This window comes from Streptomyces sp. NPDC086777, assembly GCF_040702065.1.
GTDB lineage: Bacteria > Actinomycetota > Actinomycetes > Streptomycetales > Streptomycetaceae > Streptomyces.
In genome coordinates this window covers 1-21,166 of record NZ_JBFBJI010000043.1, presented here as the reverse complement: position 1 = coordinate 21,166, position 21,166 = coordinate 1, and the positions used below count along the sequence as shown (strand labels likewise).

Annotated in this window: 17 protein-coding genes and 1 pseudogene; 4 read left to right on the top strand and 14 right to left on the bottom strand. The window is 73.1% G+C overall.

All coding sequences use genetic code 11. From position 1 onward, the window contains the following. Position 1 precedes the first annotated feature (1 nt). The 6 genes from AB0472_RS38570 to AB0472_RS38545 all read right to left on the bottom strand — a co-directional run bounded on the left by AB0472_RS38570 (position 2) and on the right by AB0472_RS38545 (position 8,447). Positions 2-1,936 carry an ABC transporter permease subunit gene (locus AB0472_RS38570; RefSeq protein WP_366363788.1) on the bottom strand — a complete coding sequence of 645 codons (1,935 nt, stop codon included), beginning with the start codon at positions 1,934-1,936 and terminating at the stop codon, positions 2-4. Next, positions 1,936-3,168, bottom strand: a complete 1,233-nt coding sequence (locus AB0472_RS38565) for a glycine betaine/L-proline ABC transporter ATP-binding protein (protein ID WP_366363786.1) — start codon at positions 3,166-3,168, stop codon at positions 1,936-1,938. Before AB0472_RS38565 ends, AB0472_RS38570 begins: the two co-directional genes overlap by 1 nt. After that, entirely contained in the window at positions 3,168-4,706 is a 1,539-nt protein-coding gene (locus AB0472_RS38560; protein WP_366363784.1) for a GMC oxidoreductase, read from the bottom strand. Before AB0472_RS38560 ends, AB0472_RS38565 begins: the two co-directional genes overlap by 1 nt. A 44-nt stretch (positions 4,707-4,750) precedes the next feature. After that, positions 4,751-6,262 (bottom strand): aldehyde dehydrogenase family protein, encoded by a 1,512-nt coding sequence (locus tag AB0472_RS38555; RefSeq protein ID WP_366363782.1) that lies wholly within the window; start codon positions 6,260-6,262, stop codon positions 4,751-4,753. A 196-nt stretch (positions 6,263-6,458) separates the two neighbouring features. After that, positions 6,459-7,157, bottom strand: a complete 699-nt coding sequence (locus AB0472_RS38550) for a DUF2637 domain-containing protein (RefSeq protein ID WP_366363780.1) — start codon at positions 7,155-7,157, stop codon at positions 6,459-6,461. 354 nt (positions 7,158-7,511) lie between these two features. Beyond that, a complete protein-coding gene (locus AB0472_RS38545; protein WP_366363778.1) occupies positions 7,512-8,447 on the bottom strand; it encodes a LysR family transcriptional regulator in 936 nt (311 codons plus the stop codon). Between the two features lie 103 nt (positions 8,448-8,550). Here AB0472_RS38545 and AB0472_RS38540 point away from each other — a divergent pair, with 103 nt between their 5' ends. Both AB0472_RS38540 and AB0472_RS38535 read left to right on the top strand, forming a co-directional pair. After that, complete coding sequence (locus AB0472_RS38540) at positions 8,551-9,954, top strand: MFS transporter (RefSeq protein WP_366363776.1); 1,404 nt, start codon at positions 8,551-8,553, stop codon at positions 9,952-9,954. A 39-nt stretch (positions 9,955-9,993) separates the two neighbouring features. Next, positions 9,994-10,720: pseudogene (locus AB0472_RS38535) on the top strand (siderophore-interacting protein). Between the two features lie 69 nt (positions 10,721-10,789). Here the strand turns inward: AB0472_RS38535 and AB0472_RS38530 are convergent. From AB0472_RS38530 to AB0472_RS38510, 5 genes are all read right to left on the bottom strand, one after another. Further along, positions 10,790-11,779, bottom strand: a complete 990-nt coding sequence (locus AB0472_RS38530) for a malate dehydrogenase (protein WP_352361793.1) — start codon at positions 11,777-11,779, stop codon at positions 10,790-10,792. Between the two features lie 336 nt (positions 11,780-12,115). Further along, complete coding sequence (locus AB0472_RS38525) at positions 12,116-13,162, bottom strand: DUF2690 domain-containing protein (protein ID WP_366363774.1); 1,047 nt, start codon at positions 13,160-13,162, stop codon at positions 12,116-12,118. A 345-nt stretch (positions 13,163-13,507) separates the two neighbouring features. After that, positions 13,508-13,984, bottom strand: a complete 477-nt coding sequence (locus AB0472_RS38520) for a helix-turn-helix transcriptional regulator (protein WP_366363772.1) — start codon at positions 13,982-13,984, stop codon at positions 13,508-13,510. Between the two features lie 296 nt (positions 13,985-14,280). Then, complete coding sequence (locus AB0472_RS38515) at positions 14,281-14,709, bottom strand: DUF3017 domain-containing protein (RefSeq protein ID WP_366363770.1); 429 nt, start codon at positions 14,707-14,709, stop codon at positions 14,281-14,283. Continuing rightward, the gene (locus AB0472_RS38510; RefSeq protein WP_366363768.1) at positions 14,699-15,553 is read right to left on the bottom strand and encodes a bifunctional methylenetetrahydrofolate dehydrogenase/methenyltetrahydrofolate cyclohydrolase; all 855 of its coding nucleotides are present in this window, start codon (positions 15,551-15,553) and stop codon (positions 14,699-14,701) included. The genes AB0472_RS38515 and AB0472_RS38510 overlap by 11 nt, the downstream gene beginning before the upstream one ends. 230 nt (positions 15,554-15,783) lie before the next feature. Between AB0472_RS38510 and AB0472_RS38505 the strand changes: the two genes are divergently transcribed. Next, complete coding sequence (locus tag AB0472_RS38505; RefSeq protein ID WP_366363766.1) at positions 15,784-16,374, top strand: RDD family protein; 591 nt, start codon at positions 15,784-15,786, stop codon at positions 16,372-16,374. A 90-nt stretch (positions 16,375-16,464) separates the two neighbouring features. Here the strand turns inward: AB0472_RS38505 and purH are convergent, their stop codons facing one another. Beyond that, positions 16,465-18,048 carry a bifunctional phosphoribosylaminoimidazolecarboxamide formyltransferase/IMP cyclohydrolase gene (gene purH, locus AB0472_RS38500; RefSeq protein WP_366363764.1) on the bottom strand — a complete coding sequence of 528 codons (1,584 nt, stop codon included), beginning with the start codon at positions 18,046-18,048 and terminating at the stop codon, positions 16,465-16,467. Further along, positions 18,045-18,674 carry a phosphoribosylglycinamide formyltransferase gene (gene purN, locus AB0472_RS38495; protein ID WP_366363762.1) on the bottom strand — a complete coding sequence of 210 codons (630 nt, stop codon included), beginning with the start codon at positions 18,672-18,674 and terminating at the stop codon, positions 18,045-18,047. Before purN ends, purH begins: the two co-directional genes overlap by 4 nt. A gap of 357 nt (positions 18,675-19,031) precedes the next feature. Between purN and AB0472_RS38490 the strand changes: the two genes are divergently transcribed. Beyond that, the gene (locus tag AB0472_RS38490; RefSeq protein WP_366363760.1) at positions 19,032-19,814 is read left to right on the top strand and encodes a hypothetical protein; all 783 of its coding nucleotides are present in this window, start codon (positions 19,032-19,034) and stop codon (positions 19,812-19,814) included. A gap of 38 nt (positions 19,815-19,852) precedes the next feature. Here the strand turns inward: AB0472_RS38490 and AB0472_RS38485 are convergent. After that, positions 19,853-21,166 (bottom strand): DUF6350 family protein (locus tag AB0472_RS38485; protein WP_366363758.1); only part of this gene is annotated, 1,314 nt, incomplete at its 5' end.

Genomic DNA, 21,166 nt, shown 5'->3' with positions numbered 1-21,166 from the left:
GTCACGCTCCCTTCCGCGTACGGCGTTCCGTGGGCTGGGTGACCCGGTCGAGCATCAGCCCCAGGCAGACGATGGCGGCACCGGCGACCAGCCCGGTGGCCAGGTCGCCCTGGGCGAGGCCGAAGGCGACGTCGTACCCGAGGGCACCGCCGCCCACCAGACCGCCGATGATGACGACGGCGAGGACGAGTACCACGCCCTGGTTCACGGCGAGCAGCAACGCGCGGCGGGCGAGCGGGAGTTGCACCTGCAGCAGTTGCTGGCGCCCGGTCGCGCCGAGCGACCGCGCGGACTCCAGGGCGGCCGGGTCCACCTGGCGCAGCCCCTGCGCGGTGATCCGTACGACGGCAGGCAGCGCGTAGACGACGGCGGCGGCGACGGCGGGCGCGCGGCCGACACCGAACAGCGCGACGACCGGGATGAGGTACACGAACTGCGGCATGGTCTGGAAGACGTCCAGGACGGGCCGCAGGGCCCGCTCCACGCGGTCGCTGCGGGCGGCGGCGATGCCGGCGGCGAAGCCGAGCACGAGGGTCACCGCGACGGCTGCGAGGACCTGGGACAGGGTGTCCAGCGACGGCTCCCACACCCCCAGCACGCCGATCGCGGCCATCGCGAGGACGGCGGTGAGCGCGGTGCGCCAGGTGCCGATCAGCCAGGCCAGCGCGGCGACCACGAACAGCACCGCCCACCACGGCAGCCACTGCAGTCCGGAGCGCACGGGGTCGAGGACCCAGGTGGTGAAGTGCCCCGCCCAGTCGGCGGTGCCGCCCACGACCGGCACGCCCGTGTACAGGTGGGCGGTCATCCAGTCGACGGCGCGGTTGACCGGTCCGGCGAAGTTCAGGGTCCAGGCGGTGGGCCAGTCGAGGCGGCCGAGGAGCCGGGCGCCGAGCGCGACGGCGACGGTGGCGCCGAGGCCGTACAGGAGGCCGACGGGAGCCTTCCGGACGTCGCCGCGCTCGCCCGCCGCCGCGGTGATGCGGTCCAGTACGACCGCGAGGAGCACGATCGGGATACCGGCGGCGAGGGCCGCGCCGACGTCGACCGAGGCGAGGGCCTGGTAGACGCGGTCGCCGAGACCGCCCGCGCCGATGACGGACGCGATGACCGCCATCGACAGCGCCATCATGATCGTCTGGTTGAGGCCGAGGAGGAGTTCCTTGCGGGCCAGCGGGATGCGGGCGGTCAGCAGCCGCTGTGTGCGGGTGGCGCCGAGCGAGTCGACGGCCTCCAGCACCTCGGGGTCGGCGCCGCGCAGGCCGAGGGCGGTGAGCCGGGCCATGGGCGGCGCGGCGTAGACGACGGTGGCGAGGACGGCCGCGGGGACGCCGATGCCGAAGACCAGGACGACGGGGAGGAGATAGGCGAAGGCGGGCAGCACCTGCATGGTGTCGAGGACCGGGCGCAGGGCGCGGTTCAGCCGGTCGGAGAGACCGGCCCCGAGGCCGAGCACGAGGCCCACGGCCACGGACGCGAGCACGGCGACGACCATCAGCGCGAGGGTCTGCATCGTCGGCACCCACATGCCGAGGGCACCACAGGCGAGGAACGCGGCGGCGGTACCGACGGCGAGCCGCGTCCCCGCGACGCGGTGCGCGACGGCGGCGGCGACCACGGTGACGCCGGGCCACCCCGCCGCGAGGAGCGTGAGGTAGACGGCGCGGACGGTCAGGACGACGGCGTCGCTGACGTAGCCGAAGAAGTAGAGGAAGAGGGGGTGCGTGTCCCGGTTGTCGATGACCCAGTTGCTGGCGGAGGTGAGGGGGGAGGAGAGGTCGACGGTGAGGTGACGGGGCCAGGAGGCCGATGCCCAGCGGGCGTCGGCGACGGGCACGAGGACCGCGGCCATCACCGCGAGGGCGAGGAGCTTACGGGCGGCCCGGCCGGCCGGGAGCGCCAGTCGACGAGGGCCGGGAACACTGATCGTCGCCATCAGACGTCCTCCGGGCTGGTCCGAGGAGCGGGTGGTGTCACTCGCCCGCGCTCACGGGGTGACGCCGCGCCCACCCGTGCCGCCCCAGCGGCACGACTGCCCGCAGCCGCGGGACCTTCCAGCGGACGCTCCGCATCCCCACCCAGGGGCGCGGGGAACTGCGCGACCGGCCCACCACCACCCGCGGCCGACGCGCCGCAGGCATCCCCCTTCGCCACGACGCCGAGCAACGTGTCCGCGTCGACCACGCCGACGCAGCGGTCGCCGTCCACGACCCGTACGGGGGCGCCGGCCCCCGCCACCACCTCGATCGCCTCGGCGACGGTCGCCCCGGGGGCGACCGCAGGGCCGTCCGCCGAGTCGGTGCCGCCCGGCGCTCGCATCGCGGAGCGGACCGTCATGACCTGCTCGCGCGGCACGTCGCGGACGAACTCACGGACGTAGTCGTCGGCCGGGGAGCCGACGATCTCCTCCGGGGTGCCCAGCTGCACCACCCTGCCGTCCCGCATCAGGGCGATGCGGTCGCCGAGTTTGAGCGCCTCCGACAGGTCGTGGGTGATGAAGACCATCGTGCGGCCCTCCTCCCGGTGCAGCCGGACCACCTCGTCCTGCATGTCGCGCCGGATCAGCGGATCGAGCGCGCTGAACGGCTCGTCGAAGAGGAGGACCTCCGGGTCCACGGCCAGCGCCCGTGCCAGGCCGACCCGTTGGCGCTGGCCGCCGGACAGCTGGCCGGGGCGGCGCTGCTCCATGCCCTCCAGGCCGACCTTGGCGACGACCTCGGCGGCCCGCGCACGCCGCTCGGACCGGCCGACGCCCTGGATCTCCAGGCCGTACGCGACGTTGTCGAGGACGGACCGGTGCGGGAGAAGCCCGAAGTGCTGGAAGACCATCGCGGCCCGGTGCCGGCGCAGTTCCCGCAGCCGGCCCCTGTCCATCGCGCGGACGTCCTCGCCGTCGATGGCGATGGCACCGGCCGTCGGCTCGATGAGCCGGGTCAGGCACCGGACCAGGGTGGACTTGCCGGACCCGGACAGGCCCATCACCACGAAGACCTCGCCCTTGCGCACGTCGAAGGAGACGTCGCGGACGGCGGCCGTGCAGCCGGTGCGGGTGCGGAGTTCGGCCGGGGACAGGCCGGTCAGTTCGGGGTCGCCCGGGACGCGGTCGGCCTTGGGGCCGAACACCTTCCACAGGCCCTCGACGGAGAAGACAGGGGTCGTACCGGTCATCACGCACCGCCCTTCAGGAGGTCCACGGCCCGTTCGCCGACCATCAGCACCCCGATCATCGGGTTCACGGCCGGCATGGCCGGGAAGACGGAGGCGTCGGCGATCCGGATGCCGTCCAGGCCGCGGATCCGCAGCTCCGGGTCGACGACGGCCAGTTGGTCGTCGGCCGCACCCATCCTGCAGGTGCCCGCCGGGTGGTAGACGGTGTGCGCGGCCTTGCGGGCGTACTCGCTCAGTTCCGCGTCACCGACGATCTCCGGGCCGGGGCACACCTCGCGCTTCAGCCAGCCCGCCAGCGGCTCGGTCCTCGCGATCTCGCGGGCGATGCGGATGCCGTCGACGAGCGTGCGGCCGTCGTAGTCGTCCTCGTCGGTGAAGTAGCGGAAGTCGAGCGCGGGCTTCACGGACGGGTCGGCGCTGGTCAGGTAGAGGCGGCCGCGGCTGCGGGGTTTGGGGATGTTCGGGGTCATCGAGACGCCGTGCGCGGGGCGTTGGTAGCCCAGGCGCTCGGGGTTGTCGGTGAAGGGGACCTGGTAGAAGTGGAACATCAGGTCCGGGCCCGCCTGTTCGGGGTCGCGGCGGACGAACAGGCCCGCGTCGGAGTCCATCGCGGAGTTCTCCGGGATCGGGCCGTTCGTCTCCCAGACGATCACCGACTCGGGGTGGTCGAGGAGGTTCTCGCCGACGCCCGGGAGGTCGTGCGCGACCGGGATGCCGAGGGCGTCGAGGTCCGGTGCCGGGCCTATGCCCGAGTGGAGCAGCAGCCGCGGGGAGTCGACGGCGCCGGCGCACAGGACGACCTCGTTGCGGGCCCGTACGAGGAGTTCCTCGCCGTCCCTGGTGCGGACGTGCACGCCCTCGGCCCGGGTGCCGTCCAGCTCCAGGCGGTACGCCCACGTCTCCAGGAGGAGGTGCAGGTTGGGGCGCTCGTCCAGGACCGGGTGGAGGTAGGCCACCGACGCGCTCGACCGCTTGTTGGTCTCGGGGTGGTAGGCGAGGTCGAAGAAGCCGGCGCCCTCGGTGAACGGGCGGCGGTTGAACCCCTCCACGCGCGGGACGCCCAGCGCCTGCTGGGCCGCGTCGACGAAGTCGCGGGCGATGGCGTTCCGGTCCTTCTCGTCGACCGGGACGATGTTGTTGAGGAGGCGGGCGTAGTAGGCCTCCATCGGCACCGCGCCCCAGCCCTTGGCGCCCGCCGCCTCCCACTCGTCCCAGTCGGAGGGCAGCGGCTTGAAGGAGATGAGGGTGTTGTGGCTGGAGCAGCCGCCCAGCACCCGGGCGCGGCTGTGCCGGATGTGGGAGTTGCCGCGCGGCTGCTCGGTGGTCGGGTAGTCGTAGTCCAGCTCGCCGCCGAGCAGGCCCATCCAGCGGCGCAGGGTGAGGACGTCGTCGCGGCCGACGTCGCTGGGGCCGCCCTCGATGACGGCGACGGTGACGTCCGGGTTCTCGGTGAGGCGGGAGGCTATGACGGAACCGGCGGTTCCGCCGCCGACGACGACGTAGTCGTAGACGTGGGGACGGTGGGACGTGCGGGACATGGGGGTGCTCCAAAAGGCTTCTCGCGTACGGCGGTCGGAAGGGCTCAGCCGGCGAACCAGCGCACCGGCTTCGGCGCGAGGTTCTGGTAGACGTGCTTGGTCTCGCGGTACTCGGCGAGCCCGGCGGGGCCCAGCTCACGGCCGGTCCCGCTCTTTCCGAAGCCGCCCCACTCCGCCTGCGGCAGGTAGGGGTGGAAGTCGTTGATCCAGACGGTGCCGTGCCGCAGCCGGCCCGCGACCCGCCGGGCCTTGCCGGCGTCCGTGCTCCACACGGCGCCCGCGAGTCCGTACTCGGTGTCGTTGGCGAGGGCGACCGCCTCGTCCTCGGTGCGGAAGGTCTCGACGGTGAGGACCGGGCCGAAGACCTCCTCGCGCACGACCCGCATTCCGCGGTGGCACTGGTCGAGGACGGTGGGCTCGTAGAAGTAGCCGGTGGCGGGGCGGTCGGCGGACGGTTCGGGGCGCTTGCCGCCCGCGCGCAGCACCGCGCCCTCCGCCAGCGCCGACGCCACGTACGCCTCGACCTTGGCGCGCTGCTGCGCGGAGACGAGCGGGCCGCACTCGACGCCCTCCGCGGTGCCCCGGCCGAGCCGGATCCGCGCCGCCCTGCGGGCGAGTTCGGCGACGAACCGCTCCCGGACCGGCTCCTCGACGATCAGCCGGGCGCCGGCCGAGCAGACCTGGCCGCTGTGGATGAACGCGGCGTTGAGGGCCTGGTCGACGGCGGTGTCGAAACCTTCCTGCGTGGCGCAGGCGTCGGCGAAGACGACGTTGGGGTTCTTGCCGCCCAGTTCGAGGGCGACCTTCTTGACGGTGGGCGCGGCGGCCTGGGCGACCTTGGTGCCGCTGGCCAGGCCGCCGGTGAAGGAGACCAGGTCGACGTCGGGGTGCTCGGCGAGCCGGGCGCCGACGGTGTGGCCGGGACCGGTGACGAGGTTGGCGACTCCGGCGGGCAGGCCGGCCTCGGCGAGCAGTCCGATCAGGGCGACCGTCGTCAGCGGGGTGAGCTCGCTGGGCTTGACCACGAAGGTGTTGCCGGCCGCGAGAGCCGGAGCGATCTTCCAACTGGCCTGGAGTAGCGGGTAGTTCCAGGGCGTGATCAACGCGCACACGCCGACCGGTTCGGACACGACGACGCTGTGGATGTCGGCCGAACCCGCGTCGATGACCCGGCCCGCGCCCTCCGCGGCGACCAGGTCGGCGAAGTAGCGGAAGGCGTCGGCGACGCAGTCGATGTCGACGCGCCCCTCCTCGACGGTCTTGCCCGCGTCCCGGCTCTCCAGGAGGCCGAGCTGTTCGCGGTCGCGTACGAGGAGGTCGGCGACCCGGCGGAGCAGGGCGGCACGCTCGGCGACGGGGGTCCTCGGCCAGTCGCCGGTGTCGAAGGCGTGCCGGGCGGCGGCCACCGCCGTCTCGGCGTCCTTCTCGTCGCCCTCGGCGACCACGGCGAAGGGCAGGCCGTCCGCGGGGTCGATGATCTCGCGTGTCGCGCCGGAGACCGCTGCCAGCCAGTCGCCCGCGGCATGGATGGTCGCTCGTGCCGTGCTGTCCGCCATGATCGGTATTGCCTTCCGTTCCTGTTCGGTGCCCCTGTGTGACGTCCGGGTCACACTCGGGGACCGCCAGCACCTGCCCTCGGCTCCGGATTGCATGCGCAATCGTCGAGCGAAAGTGTGCGGCGTCACGGAACAGTCGGACATGCATGAACAAACCCCCCGGGGAGAGCCAGGGCTCCCGGGGGGCGGTTCGGGGTCAGGGCGCGGTGCCCGCCGATGCGCTGGGCGTGGCGTGCCGGGGCGCGTTCTTGGTCGAGATCTGGCCGACGAGCTCCCAGAAGCAGACCAGGGCGGTGACGGGCGGGATCCCGAAGATGACTAAGGACAGCAGGGCGTGGGAGGAGTGGCTGATGCACAGCGCGACGGCCACGACGGAGGCGGCCAGCACGACGCACCAGGACCGGCGCGCGCTGCGGCGCTGGGCGGTGGCCCGCAGGACGGACAGCGCCGCCACGAACCACGGACCGTAGACCGTCAGCGGCCAGTACTGCGCCAGGCCGCCGGGGAGCACCGAGGAGGCGATGCCGCGCAGCTGGGCGTAGGAGTAGCAGAGGGACCAGGCCAGCATGGACACCGCACACAGCGAGACCGTCGCGATCAGGAGCGTGATGTGCGTGACGCTCCGGCCGCCGTCGAGCAGGTGGGAGTCGTGGCGGACCCGGTGCCGGACCCGCCGGCGACTGCCCCGGCGCTGGGTCGGCACGTCCAGCAGGGTGGGGGCCGCGGCCACGGTCGGTGCGGACAGTATCTGCGCCAGCTCCTCGACCGGGTCCCAGTCGTTCGCCGCGACGTCCGGCTCCGGGGCACCCCAGGCGTGGTCGTAGAGACCGGGGTGGTCGTAGAAGCCGGGGTGGTCGTAGAGACCCGGCCCCGAGTCGTGCTGAATCCCGTCCATCGATTACCTCCGCACCCTGCCTCAGAAGGCTCCGTACAGATCCGCCAAGGTCCGCCGATATTCGTTTTCCATCGAGTTGATTCTCTTCAGGAAGTCATCGAGCAGGTCCGAGCATGAGGTGATATCCATACTGCCGGGCCACCGAAGCACGGTTGTCGGATGATCTTCGGCTGCGCACCAGTCCAATCGCGTCACGGTCACCTTAACGACCGTCACACCGGGCGGTGTTTGGAGCGTTCGGGGGAATTACGTCACCCGGAAGAGAAGTTATATAATGCCCACCGCCCGCACATTCGAAGAAATTGTGAATGCCCGGGAGATTACACTCCGCGAATACTGAATTTAAATGAGCGGCTACGGCGCGGCACCGGCGGCGGCTCCGGCCATCAGCTCCCGTACGCAGCCCCGCAACCAGGCATGGGCCGGGTCGGCATCGTGGCGCGGGTGCCAGGCCAGGCCGATGGGGATCGGCGGCAGCGGCAGCGGGACCTCGAAGGTGGTGAGGCCCAGGGCGGTGGCCAGCGGGACCCCCCAGGAGGTGATCAGGCCGATCAGGTCGGAGTCGCGCAGCACGAAGAGGGAGGCCGGGAAGGTGCCGACGGTGCCCACCACCCGGCGCTCCAGACCGAGTTCGGCCAGCCTGGCGTCGACCGGGCCGTGCAGCTTGCCGCGCCGCGAGACGTTCAGGTGACCGGCCGCGGTCGCGTACCGCTCGGGGGTCACCTCGCCGGCCAGCAGCGGGTGCCCGGACCGTACGACACCGAGCATGCGGTCCTCATGGAGCTGCTCCACCCGCACCTCGGGCGCGGTGGTGTCGATCGCCCCGACCTCCAGGTCGGCCGTGCCCTGCCGCAGGTACGGCAGGTCCACGTGGGCCTCGGCGAGGAAGCGGATGCGGATCCCGGGCGCCTCCGCGGCGGCCCTGGCGAACAGGGCGGCGGCCTGGGTGCCGGCGATCGTGTCGGAGCCGACGATCGTGAACGTCCGGGAGACGGTCCGCAGATCGGTGTCCCGGCCCGGCGCGAACAGCGCCCGCGCACGCTCCACCACCGCGCTCACCTCGGCGCGCACGGCCAGCGCGTGCGGGGTCGGCACCATCCGGCGCCCGGCGCGCACCAGCACGGGGTCGCCGAGTGCCCGGCGGATCCGTCCGAGGGTACGGCTCATGGCCGGCTCGGACAGGTGCAGCCGCCGCGCGGCCCCCTGCACGCTCTCCTCCTCCAGGAGCACCTCCAACGCGACCAGCAGGTTCAGGTCGAGGCCCGCGGGGGATGCGGCGGATTGCGTCATACGCAGTCGTCCCTTGCAAAGGTTGCACTGGAAAGCAGGTCGGTGCCGAGCCTACGGTGACGGGGCAGCCCCCGCCACACCCACCAGCTCCCCAGGAGGAGCCGTGCCCTCGCACGCCCTGAAACGCCCTGTCCTGCTCGTCCTGTGCGCCTGTGTGCTGGTCGCGCAGAGCATGGTCGCCGCCATCAACCTGCTCATCCCCGAACTGGCCGCGTCGTCCCTGCACCCGTCGCACAGCGAGATCCTGTGGACCGTCGACGCCTACGTCATCGCCTTCGCCGGCCTGCTCATCCCGGCCGGCGCGCTCGGCGACCGGCACGGCCGCAAGGGCGCCCTGCTCGCGGGCCTCGCCCTGTTCGCGGCGGGCGCGGCCACCAGCGCGCTCGCGCCGGACCCCGCCGTACTGATAGCGGGCCGTGGCCTGTCCGGCGCCGGAGCGGCCCTGATCACCCCGGCCACCCTGTCCATCCTGGTCCACCTGTCCGCCCCCGAGCGGCGGGCCCGCGCCCTCGCCTCCTGGACCCTGGCGCTGGGCCTGGGCGGCGCGGCCGGCAACCTGGGCGGCGGCCTGGTCGGCCAGTTCCTCTCCTGGCGGGCCCTGTTCGCCGTCATGGTCCCGCTGGCCGCCCTGCTCGCCCTGGCCGTCGCCGTCGTCACCCCGCGCACCGACCGCTCCGCACACAGCAACCTCGACCCGCTCGGCACCGCGCTCCTCACGGCGGGGCTGGTGGCGGTGCTGTTCGGCATCATCGAGGGCACCACGTACGGCTGGACGTCGGCGCCCATCGTCGGCTCCTTCGCGGCCGGCGCCGCCCTGACCGCCCTCTTCACCGCGCACGCCCTGCGCGCGCCGCGCCCGCTCTTCGACCCCCGGGTCTTCGCCTCCGCCCGGCTGCGCTCGGCAACCCTCGGCACGGCGGCCGGCTTCTTCGGCCTCTTCTCCCTCTTCTTCGTCAACTCGCAGTACCTGCAGGGCATCAAGGGCTACGACGCGGCCGTGACCGGGGTCGCGATCATGCCGCTGACGATCGGCATGGCGCTGGTCCCGAGGCTCGCCGCCCGCTGGTCGGGCCACCCGCGCGCGGTCGTCGGCACCGGGCTCGCCCTGATCGGCCTGGGTCTGCTCGGCGCGTCCACCGTCGACGCGGCCACGCCGTACTGGGCGTACGCCTGCCGGCTGCTGGTCATCTCGGCCGGCATCGGGCTTGCGATGCCCGCCCTCACCCTCGGCGTGGTCGACGCGCTCCCGCCGCACCAGGCGGGCCTCGGCTCCGGGCTCGGCACCACGGCCCGGGAGACCGGCGCGGCCCTCGGGGTCGCGGTCACCGGCACGGTCCTGTCCGGGCACGGCGACCTCGCCTCCGGAATGGGCCCGGCCCTGCGTACCGTCGCCCTGCTCGTGCTCGCGGTGACGGCGCTCGTGGTGGCCGGTTACGGCCGCCGCACCCCGACACGTACTATCGCGTCCGATCCGGAACGCGTACTATCGCGTTCGACCGATGCCTGAGCAACTCCCGACGCACCCCGGCCCGTTGAGGAGCCCCCGATGCCCGCCCTGCTGAACCCCGTCCTCGACCTGCTGACCCTGCGCGGCACGGTCACCGAGGCCGAGCAGATCACCGCCCGGATGCGGCGGCTGCGCATCGACGGCTAGCAGCTCGCCGGCCTCGACGTCCGGCCCGGCCATCAGGTCCGGGTCCTGGTCGCCGCCCTGACCCTGCGGACGTACTCGGTCTGGCACTACGACCCCTCCGGCGTCGTCGAGTTGTGCGTCCTCGACCACCCCGAGGGCGGGCCGGGCGCCCGGTGGGGCCGGACCGCCCAGAAGGGCGAACAGGTGCGGCTGCGCAGGCCCGAGGGCACCTTCACGCTGCGCCCCGACGCCGCCCACCACGTCTTCGTCGGCGACGAGACGGCCGCCGTCGCCTTCGGCGGTTGGGGTCTCCTCGAGCTCGAACGCAGTTGAGAGCTTGGGGAAGCTCGCGGCACTGCCCGGGGAGGCCCGGATCTCCGGCTGCGTGGAGACGGCGACGGCCGCCGACCGGCTGCCCCTGCCCCACGCGGAGCGCCTCGACTGGGTCCTGCGCACCGAGACCTCGCTGCCGGAGGCGGTACGGCGGCTCGCTCCCGAACCCGGCGGGGTGGCCTACGTCGCCGGGGAGGCCCGGGCTGTGCAGGCGGTACGGAAGGTACTGGTCCAGGAGGCGAGGTGGGACCGGCGGGCGGTGCTCACCAAGCCGTTCTGGACGCCCGGGAAGCGAGGCATGGAGTGACGCCGCGGACACGGCGACGGGCCCCGCTCCGGAGGAATCCGGAGCGGGGCCCGTCGGGGTACCGCAGGCTCAGATGAGGCCGAGGGCGCGGACCGCCTCGCGCTCCTCCGCCAGCTCCTGCACCGAGGCGTCGATGCGGGCGCGGGAGAAGTCGCTGATCTCCAGGCCCTGGACGATCTCGTACCGGCCGTCCTTGGTGGTGACCGGGAAGGAGGAGATCAGGCCCTCCGGGACGCCGTAGGAGCCGTCCGACGGGATGCCCATGGAGGTCCAGTCGCCGTCGGCGGTGCCGTTGACCCAGGTGTGCACGTGGTCGATGGCGGCGTTGGCGGCGGAGGCCGCGGAGGACGCGCCGCGGGCCTCGATGATCGCCGCGCCGCGCTTGGCGACGGTCGGGATGAACTCCTCGGCCAGCCACTTCTCGTCGTTGACGACCTCGGCGGCGTTCTTGCCGGCGACGGTGGCGTGGAAGATGTCGGGGTACTGGGTGGCGGAGTGGTTGCCCCAGATCGTCAGGCGCTTGATGTCGGCGACCGTCGAGCCGGTCTTCTTCGCGAGCTGGGTCAGCGCGCGGTTGTGGTCGAGGCGGGTCATCGCGGTGAAGCGCTCGGCCGGTACGTCCGGGGCGGCGGCCTGCGCGATCAGCGCGTTGGTGTTGGCCGGGTTGCCGACGACCAGGACCTTGATGTCGTCCGCGGCGTGGTCGTTGATGGCCTTGCCCTGCGGCTTGAAGATGCCGCCGTTGGCCTCCAGCAGGTCACCGCGCTCCATGCCCTTGGTGCGGGGGCGGGCACCGACCAGGAGGGCGACGTTGGCGCCGTCGAAGGCGACGTTCGGGTCGTCGGAGATGTCGATGCCCTGGAGCAGCGGGAAGGCACAGTCGTCGAGCTCCATGGCGGTGCCCTCGGCGGCCTTGAGCGCGGGGGTGATCTCCAGGAGGCGGAGCCGGACCGGCACGTCCGCGCCGAGCAGCTGCCCGGAGGCGATGCGGAAGAGCAGGGCGTAACCGATCTGGCCGGCCGCGCCGGTGACGGTGACGTTCACGGGAGTGCGGGTCATGGCGTTCTCCGTATGACAGCTGGCGGTGGGCGTCCTTGCCCTGGGTGCCCTGGGGTGCGGACGTACAGATGATCGATCTCTTGGTATCAAGAGATCCACCGGTCAGGCTATCGCGCATCAAGGATGCCGGAGGGCGAGGGGTCCGTGTGGCTCACCCCACAAAAGAGGCGGCCGCCTGTCCGGGAGAGGTGAGACAGTGCGGCCGCCACTCGGGGGTACCGGATTCCGGACTCCCGTGGGGGGATACCTGTCGCTTGCCCGGGATGGAAGCGGGCATTCCTGTGTGCCGCCGATTTCTTCGCGGGCCGAAGCCGGACGGCGGGCCGGCGTCCGGGTCTACGTCGTGCACCCCGTCCGTCCCGACGCCAGCGTCGCGCACGCCTTCGCCGCCGCCGCGTCCCGCACCGCCACCATCGGCGTGTACGCGATCGTGTCACCGGTGGTCGTGATGTCGCCGCGCTCCGTGGTGGTGCCGGCCGTGAGCCGGACCGAGTCGCCCTGGGCGGCCCCCGTGATCCGGCCCCACGCGGCGCCGCAGGTCCGGCTGTAGCGGACCTCCAGGGTGGTCGCGCCGACGGTGACGGTCTTCGCGGTGGTCACGAGATCGCCACTGCACCCCATGGCCTCCGCGTCCTTGCCGGTGCAGCCGGTGCCCGCGCACTTCACCCCGGCCGGAAGGCCGCTGCCGGTCCCGGTGGACGGGGTGGCCGAGGCGCCGTGGCCCTGGTTCTTGCGCCCGCCGCCGTCGCCCCCGGCGAGGAAGAGGACCGCGGCGACGACCACGACCACGCCGACGACCCCGGCGAGGAACATCGTCAGCCGCCGCCTGCCGCCGCCGGGCGGGGCCGCAGGAGCCGCCGGACCGCGGGAACCCCCCGCGCCCTCCCGGCGGTTCGCGTCGGGCGCCGTCGGCTGGGGCGGGATGGTGGGCGAGACGCCCGCCGGTCCGGCGATCCCCGGCATCGCCACCGCGCTGCCCGCCCGGCGCGGCGCCTTGCCTCCTCCTCCGGCGCCGGCGCCGGAGGAGGAGGCGGGCGGTGCCCCGAACTCCCCCAGCGCCGCCCGCGCCTGGGAGATCCTGATCGCCTCCATCGTCATGTCGTGCCGCATCTCCGAACGGCTCCAGGCCCGTTCGGCCAGCTCCCACATGGTCGTGAGGTGGACGGGATCGGTCTCGGTGACCTCGGCGAGCGCGACGACCGCGCCCTTCGGTGCCAGCAGCCGGCCGCCGAGATAGCGCTCCCAGGACGTCCTGGCGTAGCCGGTGCGGTCGGACAGCGCCGCGACGCTCAGGCCGCTGCGGTCCACGAGCCGCCGCAGCTGGGTCGCGAACTCCTTGACCTGCGGATCGAGTTCGTCCGGCAGGGCCTTCCAACGAGGCATTGCTTCCCCCCTCTTCCCCCGGTGCTCTTCCCCCGGTTCGGTGCCGAGTCTTCCCCCGCGCTTCCCCTCGCGCGGTACCCCCCGCGCCGGTCCCCGTCTGGCCTACCCAACGGGATGCGGCGGTCCCGGGAAACAGTCCCCGGGCAGGGGGCGCACAGGAGCACCGACCCGTCCGGCACGCACCGTCGCACGCCTGCCGCCCCGCGGTCCAACGGGCCGTCGGCTCGTCCCGGTCGGACACGTTAGCCCGGTTGTGGGTCGACTCCGTTACCTGTCCGCGAACTTGTCAACACATCGGCACACCGGTCATCCGGCCGTGACCTCGCAGGTCACAGGGGACACTCCTCACCCGAGAGCCACGGCACCGACGACCGCGACGAGGAGCAGGACGAGCAGCAGCAGGACCGCGGAGAGCAGCAGGCGGCCGTGCGGGCGGGGTGCCGGATCCGGTTCCGGCCGGTCCCACCACGGGAGGGTCGGATCGTCCTCGTACACCTCCGTCTCCGTGTCGCCCGGCGGGCGGTCCGGGTCCGGTGCGGCGACCGGGCGCGGCCACGCCTCGACGGCGAGTTCCCACCGCACGGCGTGCCGTTCGGCGTCCGAGTCGGCGAGGCCCGCGACCCGGCACAGCGCGACGACGGCCTGCCGGGGCGGTGGCTGCACGGCGTTGAGGTAGCGCTGCCACGACGACTTGCTGTACGCGGTACGGGCACCCAGCGCGACCAGGCTGAGGCCGGTGTCGTCCTTGAGGAGCCGCAGCTGCTCCACGAAGTGCCGTACCTCCGGCGGGAGCCCCTCCGGCAGCGGCTGCCAGCCGCCCATCACGCACCTCCACGGCCTGCCTCGTCGCCGGTTCCCGGCCGGTTGGTTGCCAGTTCGGAGCGGGTGACGACGGCGGGCGGCCCGCCGGTTCCCGCGGGCAGAGGCGGTTCGGGCCTCGCGTAGCGGAACTGTCACCTCTCTGCCACAGCCGGTGGACAGCCGTTGAACGGCCGCCGCGTGCTGGGAAGGCTGATTCCCGACGGCGGCCCGTCCTGCTCGGGGGAGAGGACGGGCCGTCCCGGCGCCCCTCGGGGGGCGCCGGGGGTACCTGCGGCACGCGCACCCGAGAACGAGTCCTAGTTCTTCATCGTGAAATGCAGCGTGTCCTTCAAGTACGGGATCACCAGCCACGGCTTCGGCTGCGCCATCAGGGCCAGCAGCACGATCGCCAGCCCCAGCACCCCGTACGTGGCGATGTCCGTGAACCGCGACCGGACCGCCAGCATCCCCACGCTCGGCAGTATCCACCGCATCACGGCCCCGGCCAGCAGCGCCGCCCCGATCAGCAGCGCACCGACCCGGAACTGGTCGAGCGAGGTCAGCAGCAGCCCCACCGCGACGGTCGACAGCACCACCAGCAGCGGCCACTGCCGGGCCGGTGCCGGCAGATCTCCGGACGCGGCCCGGCCGCCCCCTTCGGGGCGCGCCGTGTCCCGGGTGAAGAGCGGGAAGCGCCGGGTCGCCCGGCGCCCCGCACCCTGCTCGTGCCCGCGGTCAGCCGACACTGCGCTCCGCCGCCTCGACCACGTTGACGAGCAGCTGCGCCCTGGTCATCGGCCCGACCCCGCCGGGGTTCGGCGAGAGCCACCCGGCGACCTCGGCGACCCCGGGGTGCACGTCCCCGACGATCTTGCCGTCGGCGTTGCGGGAGACACCGACGTCGAGGACGGCGGCGCCCGGCTTGACGTCCTCGGGGCGGATCAGGTGCGGCGAACCGGCGGCGGCGATGACGATGTCGGCGCGCTTCAGGTGCGACGCGAGGTCCCGGGTGCCGGTGTGGCACTGGGTCACCGTGGCGTTCTCGCTGCGCCGGGTGAGCAGCAGCGGCATCGGACGGCCGATGGTCACACCGCGGCCGACGACCACGACCTCGGCGCCCTTGATCTCGACGCCGTAGCGGCGCAGCAGCGTGAGCACGCCGTTGGGGGTGCAGGGCAGCGGCGCGGGCTCGCCGAGCACCAGCCGGCCGAGGTTCATCGGGTGCAGGCCGTCCGCGTCCTTGTGCGGGTCCATCAGCTCCAGGATGCGGTTCTCGTCGATGCCCTTGGGCAGCGGCAGCTGGACGATGTAGCCGGTGCAGGTGGGGTCGTCGTTGAGTTCGCGGACGACCGCCTCGATCTCCTCCTGGGTCGCGGTGGCCGGGAGCTCGCGCTGGATCGAGGCGATGCCCACCTGGGCGCAGTCGCGGTGCTTGCCGGCGACGTACTTCTGGCTGCCGGGGTCGTCCCCGACGAGGATCGTGCCGAGGCCGGGCGTGACGCCCTTCTCCTTCAGCGCCGCCACGCGGGCGGTCAGATCGGACTTGATCGCTGCTGCGGTGGCCTTGCCATCGAGAATCTGGGCGGTCATGGCTCCATCCTCGCGGATGCCGGTCTCCCGGTTCCAGTCGGGTGTGCGGTCATGATCAATGATGTTGCACTTGCACAACACATCGCTAATCGGACTGGACAACAACTCACCTGTACTTGACGATGAGCGGCGCAGTACCGCGGTCCGGTGGGGGGCAAAACCGCTCAGTTCATGACGTACCTCCGTCCTTGTCCGCGTCGTCCCCGCAGGTCAAACGGAGGAAACCCGTCATGAGTTTCGGCGCGCCGAACAACCCCTACGGTCAGCCGCAGGACCCGCAGCAGGGCCAGCCCGGCTACGGCTACCCGCAGCAGCCCGGATACCAGCAGGCCCCGCAGGGCGTCCCGCCGCAGCAGGGCTACGGCTACCCGCAGCAGCCGGGCTACCCGCAGCAGGGCGGTTACGGCTACCCGCAGCAGGGCTACGGCGCGACGCCGCCGTACGCGAACTGGGGCCAGCGCTTCGGCGGCACGATCGTCGACGGCCTGGTCTTCCTGGTGCCGTACATCCTGGTGCTCTTCAGCAGCAAGGCCGCGGTGCTGGGGATCATCGGCGGCCTGGCGATCCTCGGCATCGCGATCTGGCAGCTGATCATGGAGGGCCGCACCGGCCAGACCATCGGCAAGAAGGCGCTGGGAATCCGCCTGGTCAAGGAGGCCACCGGCCAGCCGATCGGCGTCGGCATGGCGTTCGTGCGCCGTATCGCGCACATCCTGGACAGCCTCGCCTGCTACCTGGGCTGGCTGTGGCCGGCGTGGGACTCCAAGCGCCAGACGTTCGCCGACAAGGTCTGCGGCACGATCGTGATCCGCAGCAACTGAGCGTCCACCGGCACCCCAAGGGCCGTGTCCCCCGCACAGGGGGCCACGGCCCTGGTGTTTGCCGTCCACCTGCGGCGGCTCGGCGGCGGCTCAGTGGAAGAAGTGCCGCGTCCCGGTGAAGTACATCGTCACGCCCGCCTTCTTCGCGGCCTCCACGACGAGTTCGTCGCGGACCGAACCGCCCGGCTGCGCCACGGCCCTGACGCCGGCCGCGGTGAGGATCTCCAGGCCGTCCGGGAACGGGAAGAACGCGTCGGAGGCGGCGTAGGAGCCGCGTGCCCGCTCCTCACCCGCCCGCTCGACGGCGAGCTTCGCGGAGTCGACGCGGTTGACCTGGCCCATGCCGACGCCGACCGAGGCGCCGTCCTTGGCGAGCAGGATGGCGTTGGACTTCACGGCCCGGCAGGCCTTCCAGGCGAAGGCGAGTTCCCGCAGCTCCTCGGGGCTCAGCGCCTCGCCGGTGGCCAGGGTCCAGTTGGCCGGGTCGTCGCCGTCGGCCTGGAGCCGGTCGGTGACCTGGAGCAGCACACCGCCGTCGATGGCCTTGACCTCGACCGGGTTGGCCGGGGCGCCCAGCGCCTTCAGGACGCGGATGTTCTTCTTCTTGGCGAGGGCTTCGAGCGCCCCCTCCTCGTAGTCGGGGGCGACGATGACCTCGGTGAAGATCTCGGCGACCTGCTCCGCCATCTCCTTGCTCACCGGCCGGTTGACGGCGATGACCCCGCCGAACGCGGAGAGCGGGTCGCAGGCGTGCGCCTTGCGGTGCGCCTCGGCGACGTCCGAACCGACGGCGATGCCGCAGGGGTTGGCGTGCTTGATGATCGCGACGCACGGCTCGTCGTGGTCGTACGCGGCACGGCGCGCGGCGTCCGTGTCCGTGTAGTTGTTGTACGACATCTCCTTGCCGTGCAGCTGCTCGGCCTCGGCGAGACCGCCGCCGGCCGCGTCGACGTAGAGGGCGGCGGGCTGGTGCGGGTTCTCGCCGTAGCGCAGGGTGTTCTCGCGCTCCCAGGTGGCACCGAGGAAGTCGGGGAACGGCGAGTCGTCGACCGGGGCGTACGCGGAGGCGAACCAGGAGGCCACCGCCACGTCGTAGGACGCCGTGTGCTGGAAGGCCTCGGCGGCGAGCCGCTTGCGGGTGGCGAGGTCGAAGCCGCCCTCGGCGACGGCCTTGAGGACGTCGGCGTAGCGGGCGGGGCTGGTGACGACGGCGACCGAGGGGTGGTTCTTGGCGGCGGCGCGCACCATCGAGGGGCCGCCGATGTCGATCTGCTCGACGCACTCGTCGGGCGAGGCACCGGAGGCGACCGTCTCACGGAACGGGTAGAGGTTCACGACGACGAGGTCGAACGGCTCGACACCGAGCTCCTCGAGCTGGCGCCGGTGGTCCTCCAGGCGCAGGTCGGCGAGGATGCCGGCGTGCACCTTGGGGTGCAGGGTCTTGACCCGGCCGTCCAGGCACTCCGGGAAGCCGGTCAGCTCCTCGACCTTGGTGACGGGGACGCCGGCGGCGGCGATGCGGGCGGCGGTCGAGCCGGTGGAGACGAGTGCGACACCGGCCTCGTGCAGCCCGCGGGCGAGCTCTTCGAGCCCGGTCTTGTCGTAGACGCTGACGAGCGCGCGACGGATGGCCCGCTTGCCGCTCTCGGCCGTGACAGTGCTCTCGGCGGTCACTGGATAACTACCTTTCGTCCCTCAATGCGATAGCCGTTGCGGGCGATCCGCCCCACGACCTCGACGAGCAGCCTTCGCTCGACGTCCTTGATGCGCTCGTGCAGCGCGCTCTCGTCGTCCTCGTCCCGAACCTCCACCACGCCCTGAGCGATGATCGGCCCGGTGTCGACGCCGTCGTCGACGAAGTGGACGGTGCAGCCGGTGACCCGGGCGCCGTACGCGAGCGCGTCCCGTACGCCGTGGGCCCCGGGGAAACTGGGCAGCAGGGCGGGGTGCGTGTTGACGGTCCGCCCCCCGAACCGCGCCAGGAACTCCTTCCCGACGATCTTCATGAACCCGGCGGAGACGACCAGGTCGGGTGCGTGGGCGGCCACTGCCCCGGCCAGCGCCCGGTCCCACTCCTCCCGGGTCGCGAAGTCCTTCACCCTGGTCACGAACGTCGGGATCCCCTCCCGCTCGGCACGCGCGAGCCCCTCGATGCCGGCACGGTCGGCACCGACGGCGACGACCTCGGCACCGTAGGCCTCGGCACCGTGCTCGGCGATCGCGTCGAGGAGCGCCTGGAGGTTGGTGCCGGATCCGGAGACCAGCACGACGAGGCGCTTGGCCACGGGCTTGGCGGCCACGGTGGGGCCCTTTCTCGGGGGAGCGTCGGTACGGCGGCCGGCCCCGCACCCGCTTTGTACATTCGTACGAGTGCATCGCGCCCCGGGATACGGGGAAGTCTACGAAGCGGCCGACCGTCAGCAACGATACCGGCACACCGGGCGGCCCCCACGGGACGGGGGCGTGGCCGGAAGGTAGCGTCTGGGAGGTGGCGAGGCGGGAACGCGTCCGGGATACGACGCGTTCACGGAGTAGGCGGTCGTTTCGGCCGCCGTGCCGACCGCCCGCAGCCAGCCGCCGTATCCAGCCGTATCCGTATCCAGCCCATCCATCAGCTCTGTTCTGTTCATCTTGATCTAGGGGAAGACGCTCACTTGATGCCGGACCGCAGCCTGGGACTTTGCATGCTCCCCCCGCAGTCGGTACAGGGAGGGACACGTTCCGTCGTGCTGCTGCGGGAGCGGCCGGCCTCGCCGCCGGACGCGCACTCGGACCGGCCGAACGGCGACCGGAACGACGGCCGGAACGACGGCCGGAAGGACGACCAGCAGAAGGACGACAACCCGTTCGCCCCGCCGCCGGAGGGCGCGCCGGACAGCCCGTGGCGGCCGCGCCGCCCGGCCGGTGACGACGACCGGGACGCCCCGTGGGGCAGTCAGTGGAGCGACCGCCAGCCCGGCCGGGAGTCCGGCGGCTTCGGCCGGCGCCCCGACGGCGGCCCGGGCGGCGGCGGCCAGAACGGCCCCGGTGGTCCCGGTGGTCCGGGCATGCGCTGGGACCCGACCGACCCGGCCCAGCGGCGGGCGCGGTACGCGCTGCTGTGCGGCATGTGGGCGTTCCTCTTCGCGCTCTTCAGCTGGCCGTACGTGGCGCTGCTGCTCGGCGCCCTGGCCGTGTACTGGGGCATCAGCGCGCTCCGCGCCAGGCCCCGCGACCCGGGCGAGGCCGCCTCCGGCCGCCCCCAGACGACGGCGGCGATCAGCGGCCTGGTCACGGCGTCGCTGGCGCTGGCCCTGGTGGCGGCCAACTTCACGGCCCAGATGGTCTACCGCGACTACTACACCTGCGTCTCGGACGCCCTCACCAACGAGGCCAAGCAGTCCTGCGACCATCTGCTGCCGCAGGAGCTGCGCGGGGTCCTGGGGAGCGGGAACAGCTGACAACAGCTGACGGGGCGGGGGTGACGGCGCCGGGAGGTTCAGGGGCCGTCGGTGTCCTCGTCCCCGGCGCCGCCCCCGGCCCCGCCCTCGTTCGCGGCCCCGGTCTCACCCTCGGCCGGCTCGGACAGCTTCCGCAGCGCGGTCCAGCGGGCCTTGCGCGCCGCCTCGTCCTCCCAGCCGCCCCGCGCCGGGTCGACGGGCGGCACCTGTCCGGGCAGCGCGTCGACGGGCAGCGCCTCGTGCGGCTCGGCCGGGAGCACCTCGTACCGCTCGGAGGCGTCGCCGTCGCCGTCGGCCTGATCGGGCAGCAGTCCGGCCACGAAGACCGGAGCCGGAGCCGCGGTCGTGGCGGGCGCCGGGGCCGGGGCTGACGGCGCACGACTCCCCTGCTGCGTCCGCTCCCCCTCCGCGGCCTGCCCGTCCCGCGGCCTGCGCCCGGCGAAGCCGAGCCACGCGGCGAGGGAGACGGCGCCCTCCCCCCGCCAGGCCCACAGCGTCAGGGCTGCCGGCAGGCCCACCGCGAGGAGCCAGCCGCCGGCCGCCGCGCCCGTCTGCCACCAGACCGGGCCGAACGAGGTGAGCGCGGCGACGCCCAGCGGACCGCCGGCCAGCTCGGCCAGCGCCGCGAGCTGCAGCGCGCACAGCAGCGCCGCCAGTACCGCCACCCCGGCCGTGCGCTCGGCCGACCAGCGCCGCTCGGCCGCCCGCGCCGCCACGAACCACGCCGTCGTCGCGCCGGCCGCCACCGGCACCACCCCGGCCACCCAGTGCAGCCAGGTCCCGGGACCGTGCTGCGGCACCGCCGCCAGCAGCGGGAAGGGCGGGAGCAGCGGTGCCGGATCCGAGGCCAGCGGGTTCACGAGATGCCCGGCGCCGAGCACGAAGCCGGGGCCCACGGCGTACGACGCGGACCACACCGCCGCGTTCGGGATCAGCGAGACACAGAGGAACAGCACCGCGCACCGGCCCGTCCAGCCCTCGGTCAGCTGCAGGAACGACGCCCGCGCGGTGTCCCCGTGCCCCACCAGCGACACCGCGAGCAGCAGCGTGCCGCCGCCGAGGAACACGGCCGTCCCGGCCAGGGACGCACGCAGGGCCGTACCCCACCGCACCCGTGTGTCCCGCCCGAGCAGCCGCCGCCGTACGGCACCCGGCAGCACCGGCACGAGGCTCAGCAGCGGTTCACGCGGACGGCCGTACGCCGCCCACACCCCCGCCCCCGCCGCGCCCGCCGCGAGCAGGGGCGGTGCGACCGCCACCCACGCCCACTGGGGCCGCAGGTCACCGCCGGACGCGTACAGGGCGGCGCAGCCGCCGACGCCGAGGTACCCGGCGACGACCCCGACCCAGGC

Bases quoted from the DNA above. Each gene is read 5' to 3' on its own strand.
- AB0472_RS38570 (WP_366363788.1), bottom strand. From the start codon at position 1,936: ATGGCGACGATCAGTGTTCCCGGCCCTCGTCGACTGGCGCTCCCGGCC.
- AB0472_RS38565 (WP_366363786.1), bottom strand. From the start codon at position 3,168: ATGACCGGTACGACCCCTGTCTTCTCCGTCGAGGGCCTGTGGAAGGTG.
- AB0472_RS38560 (WP_366363784.1), bottom strand. From the start codon at position 4,706: ATGTCCCGCACGTCCCACCGTCCCCACGTCTACGACTACGTCGTCGTC.
- AB0472_RS38555 (WP_366363782.1), bottom strand. From the start codon at position 6,262: ATGGCGGACAGCACGGCACGAGCGACCATCCATGCCGCGGGCGACTGG.
- AB0472_RS38550 (WP_366363780.1), bottom strand. From the start codon at position 7,157: ATGGACGGGATTCAGCACGACTCGGGGCCGGGTCTCTACGACCACCCC.
- AB0472_RS38545 (WP_366363778.1), bottom strand. From the start codon at position 8,447: ATGACGCAATCCGCCGCATCCCCCGCGGGCCTCGACCTGAACCTGCTG.
- AB0472_RS38530 (WP_352361793.1), bottom strand. From the start codon at position 11,779: ATGACCCGCACTCCCGTGAACGTCACCGTCACCGGCGCGGCCGGCCAG.
- AB0472_RS38525 (WP_366363774.1), bottom strand. From the start codon at position 13,162: ATGCCTCGTTGGAAGGCCCTGCCGGACGAACTCGATCCGCAGGTCAAG.
- AB0472_RS38520 (WP_366363772.1), bottom strand. From the start codon at position 13,984: ATGGGCGGCTGGCAGCCGCTGCCGGAGGGGCTCCCGCCGGAGGTACGG.
- AB0472_RS38510 (WP_366363768.1), bottom strand. From the start codon at position 15,553: ATGACCGCCCAGATTCTCGATGGCAAGGCCACCGCAGCAGCGATCAAG.
- AB0472_RS38505 (WP_366363766.1), top strand. From the start codon at position 15,784: ATGAGTTTCGGCGCGCCGAACAACCCCTACGGTCAGCCGCAGGACCCG.
- AB0472_RS38490 (WP_366363760.1), top strand. From the start codon at position 19,032: ATGCCGGACCGCAGCCTGGGACTTTGCATGCTCCCCCCGCAGTCGGTA.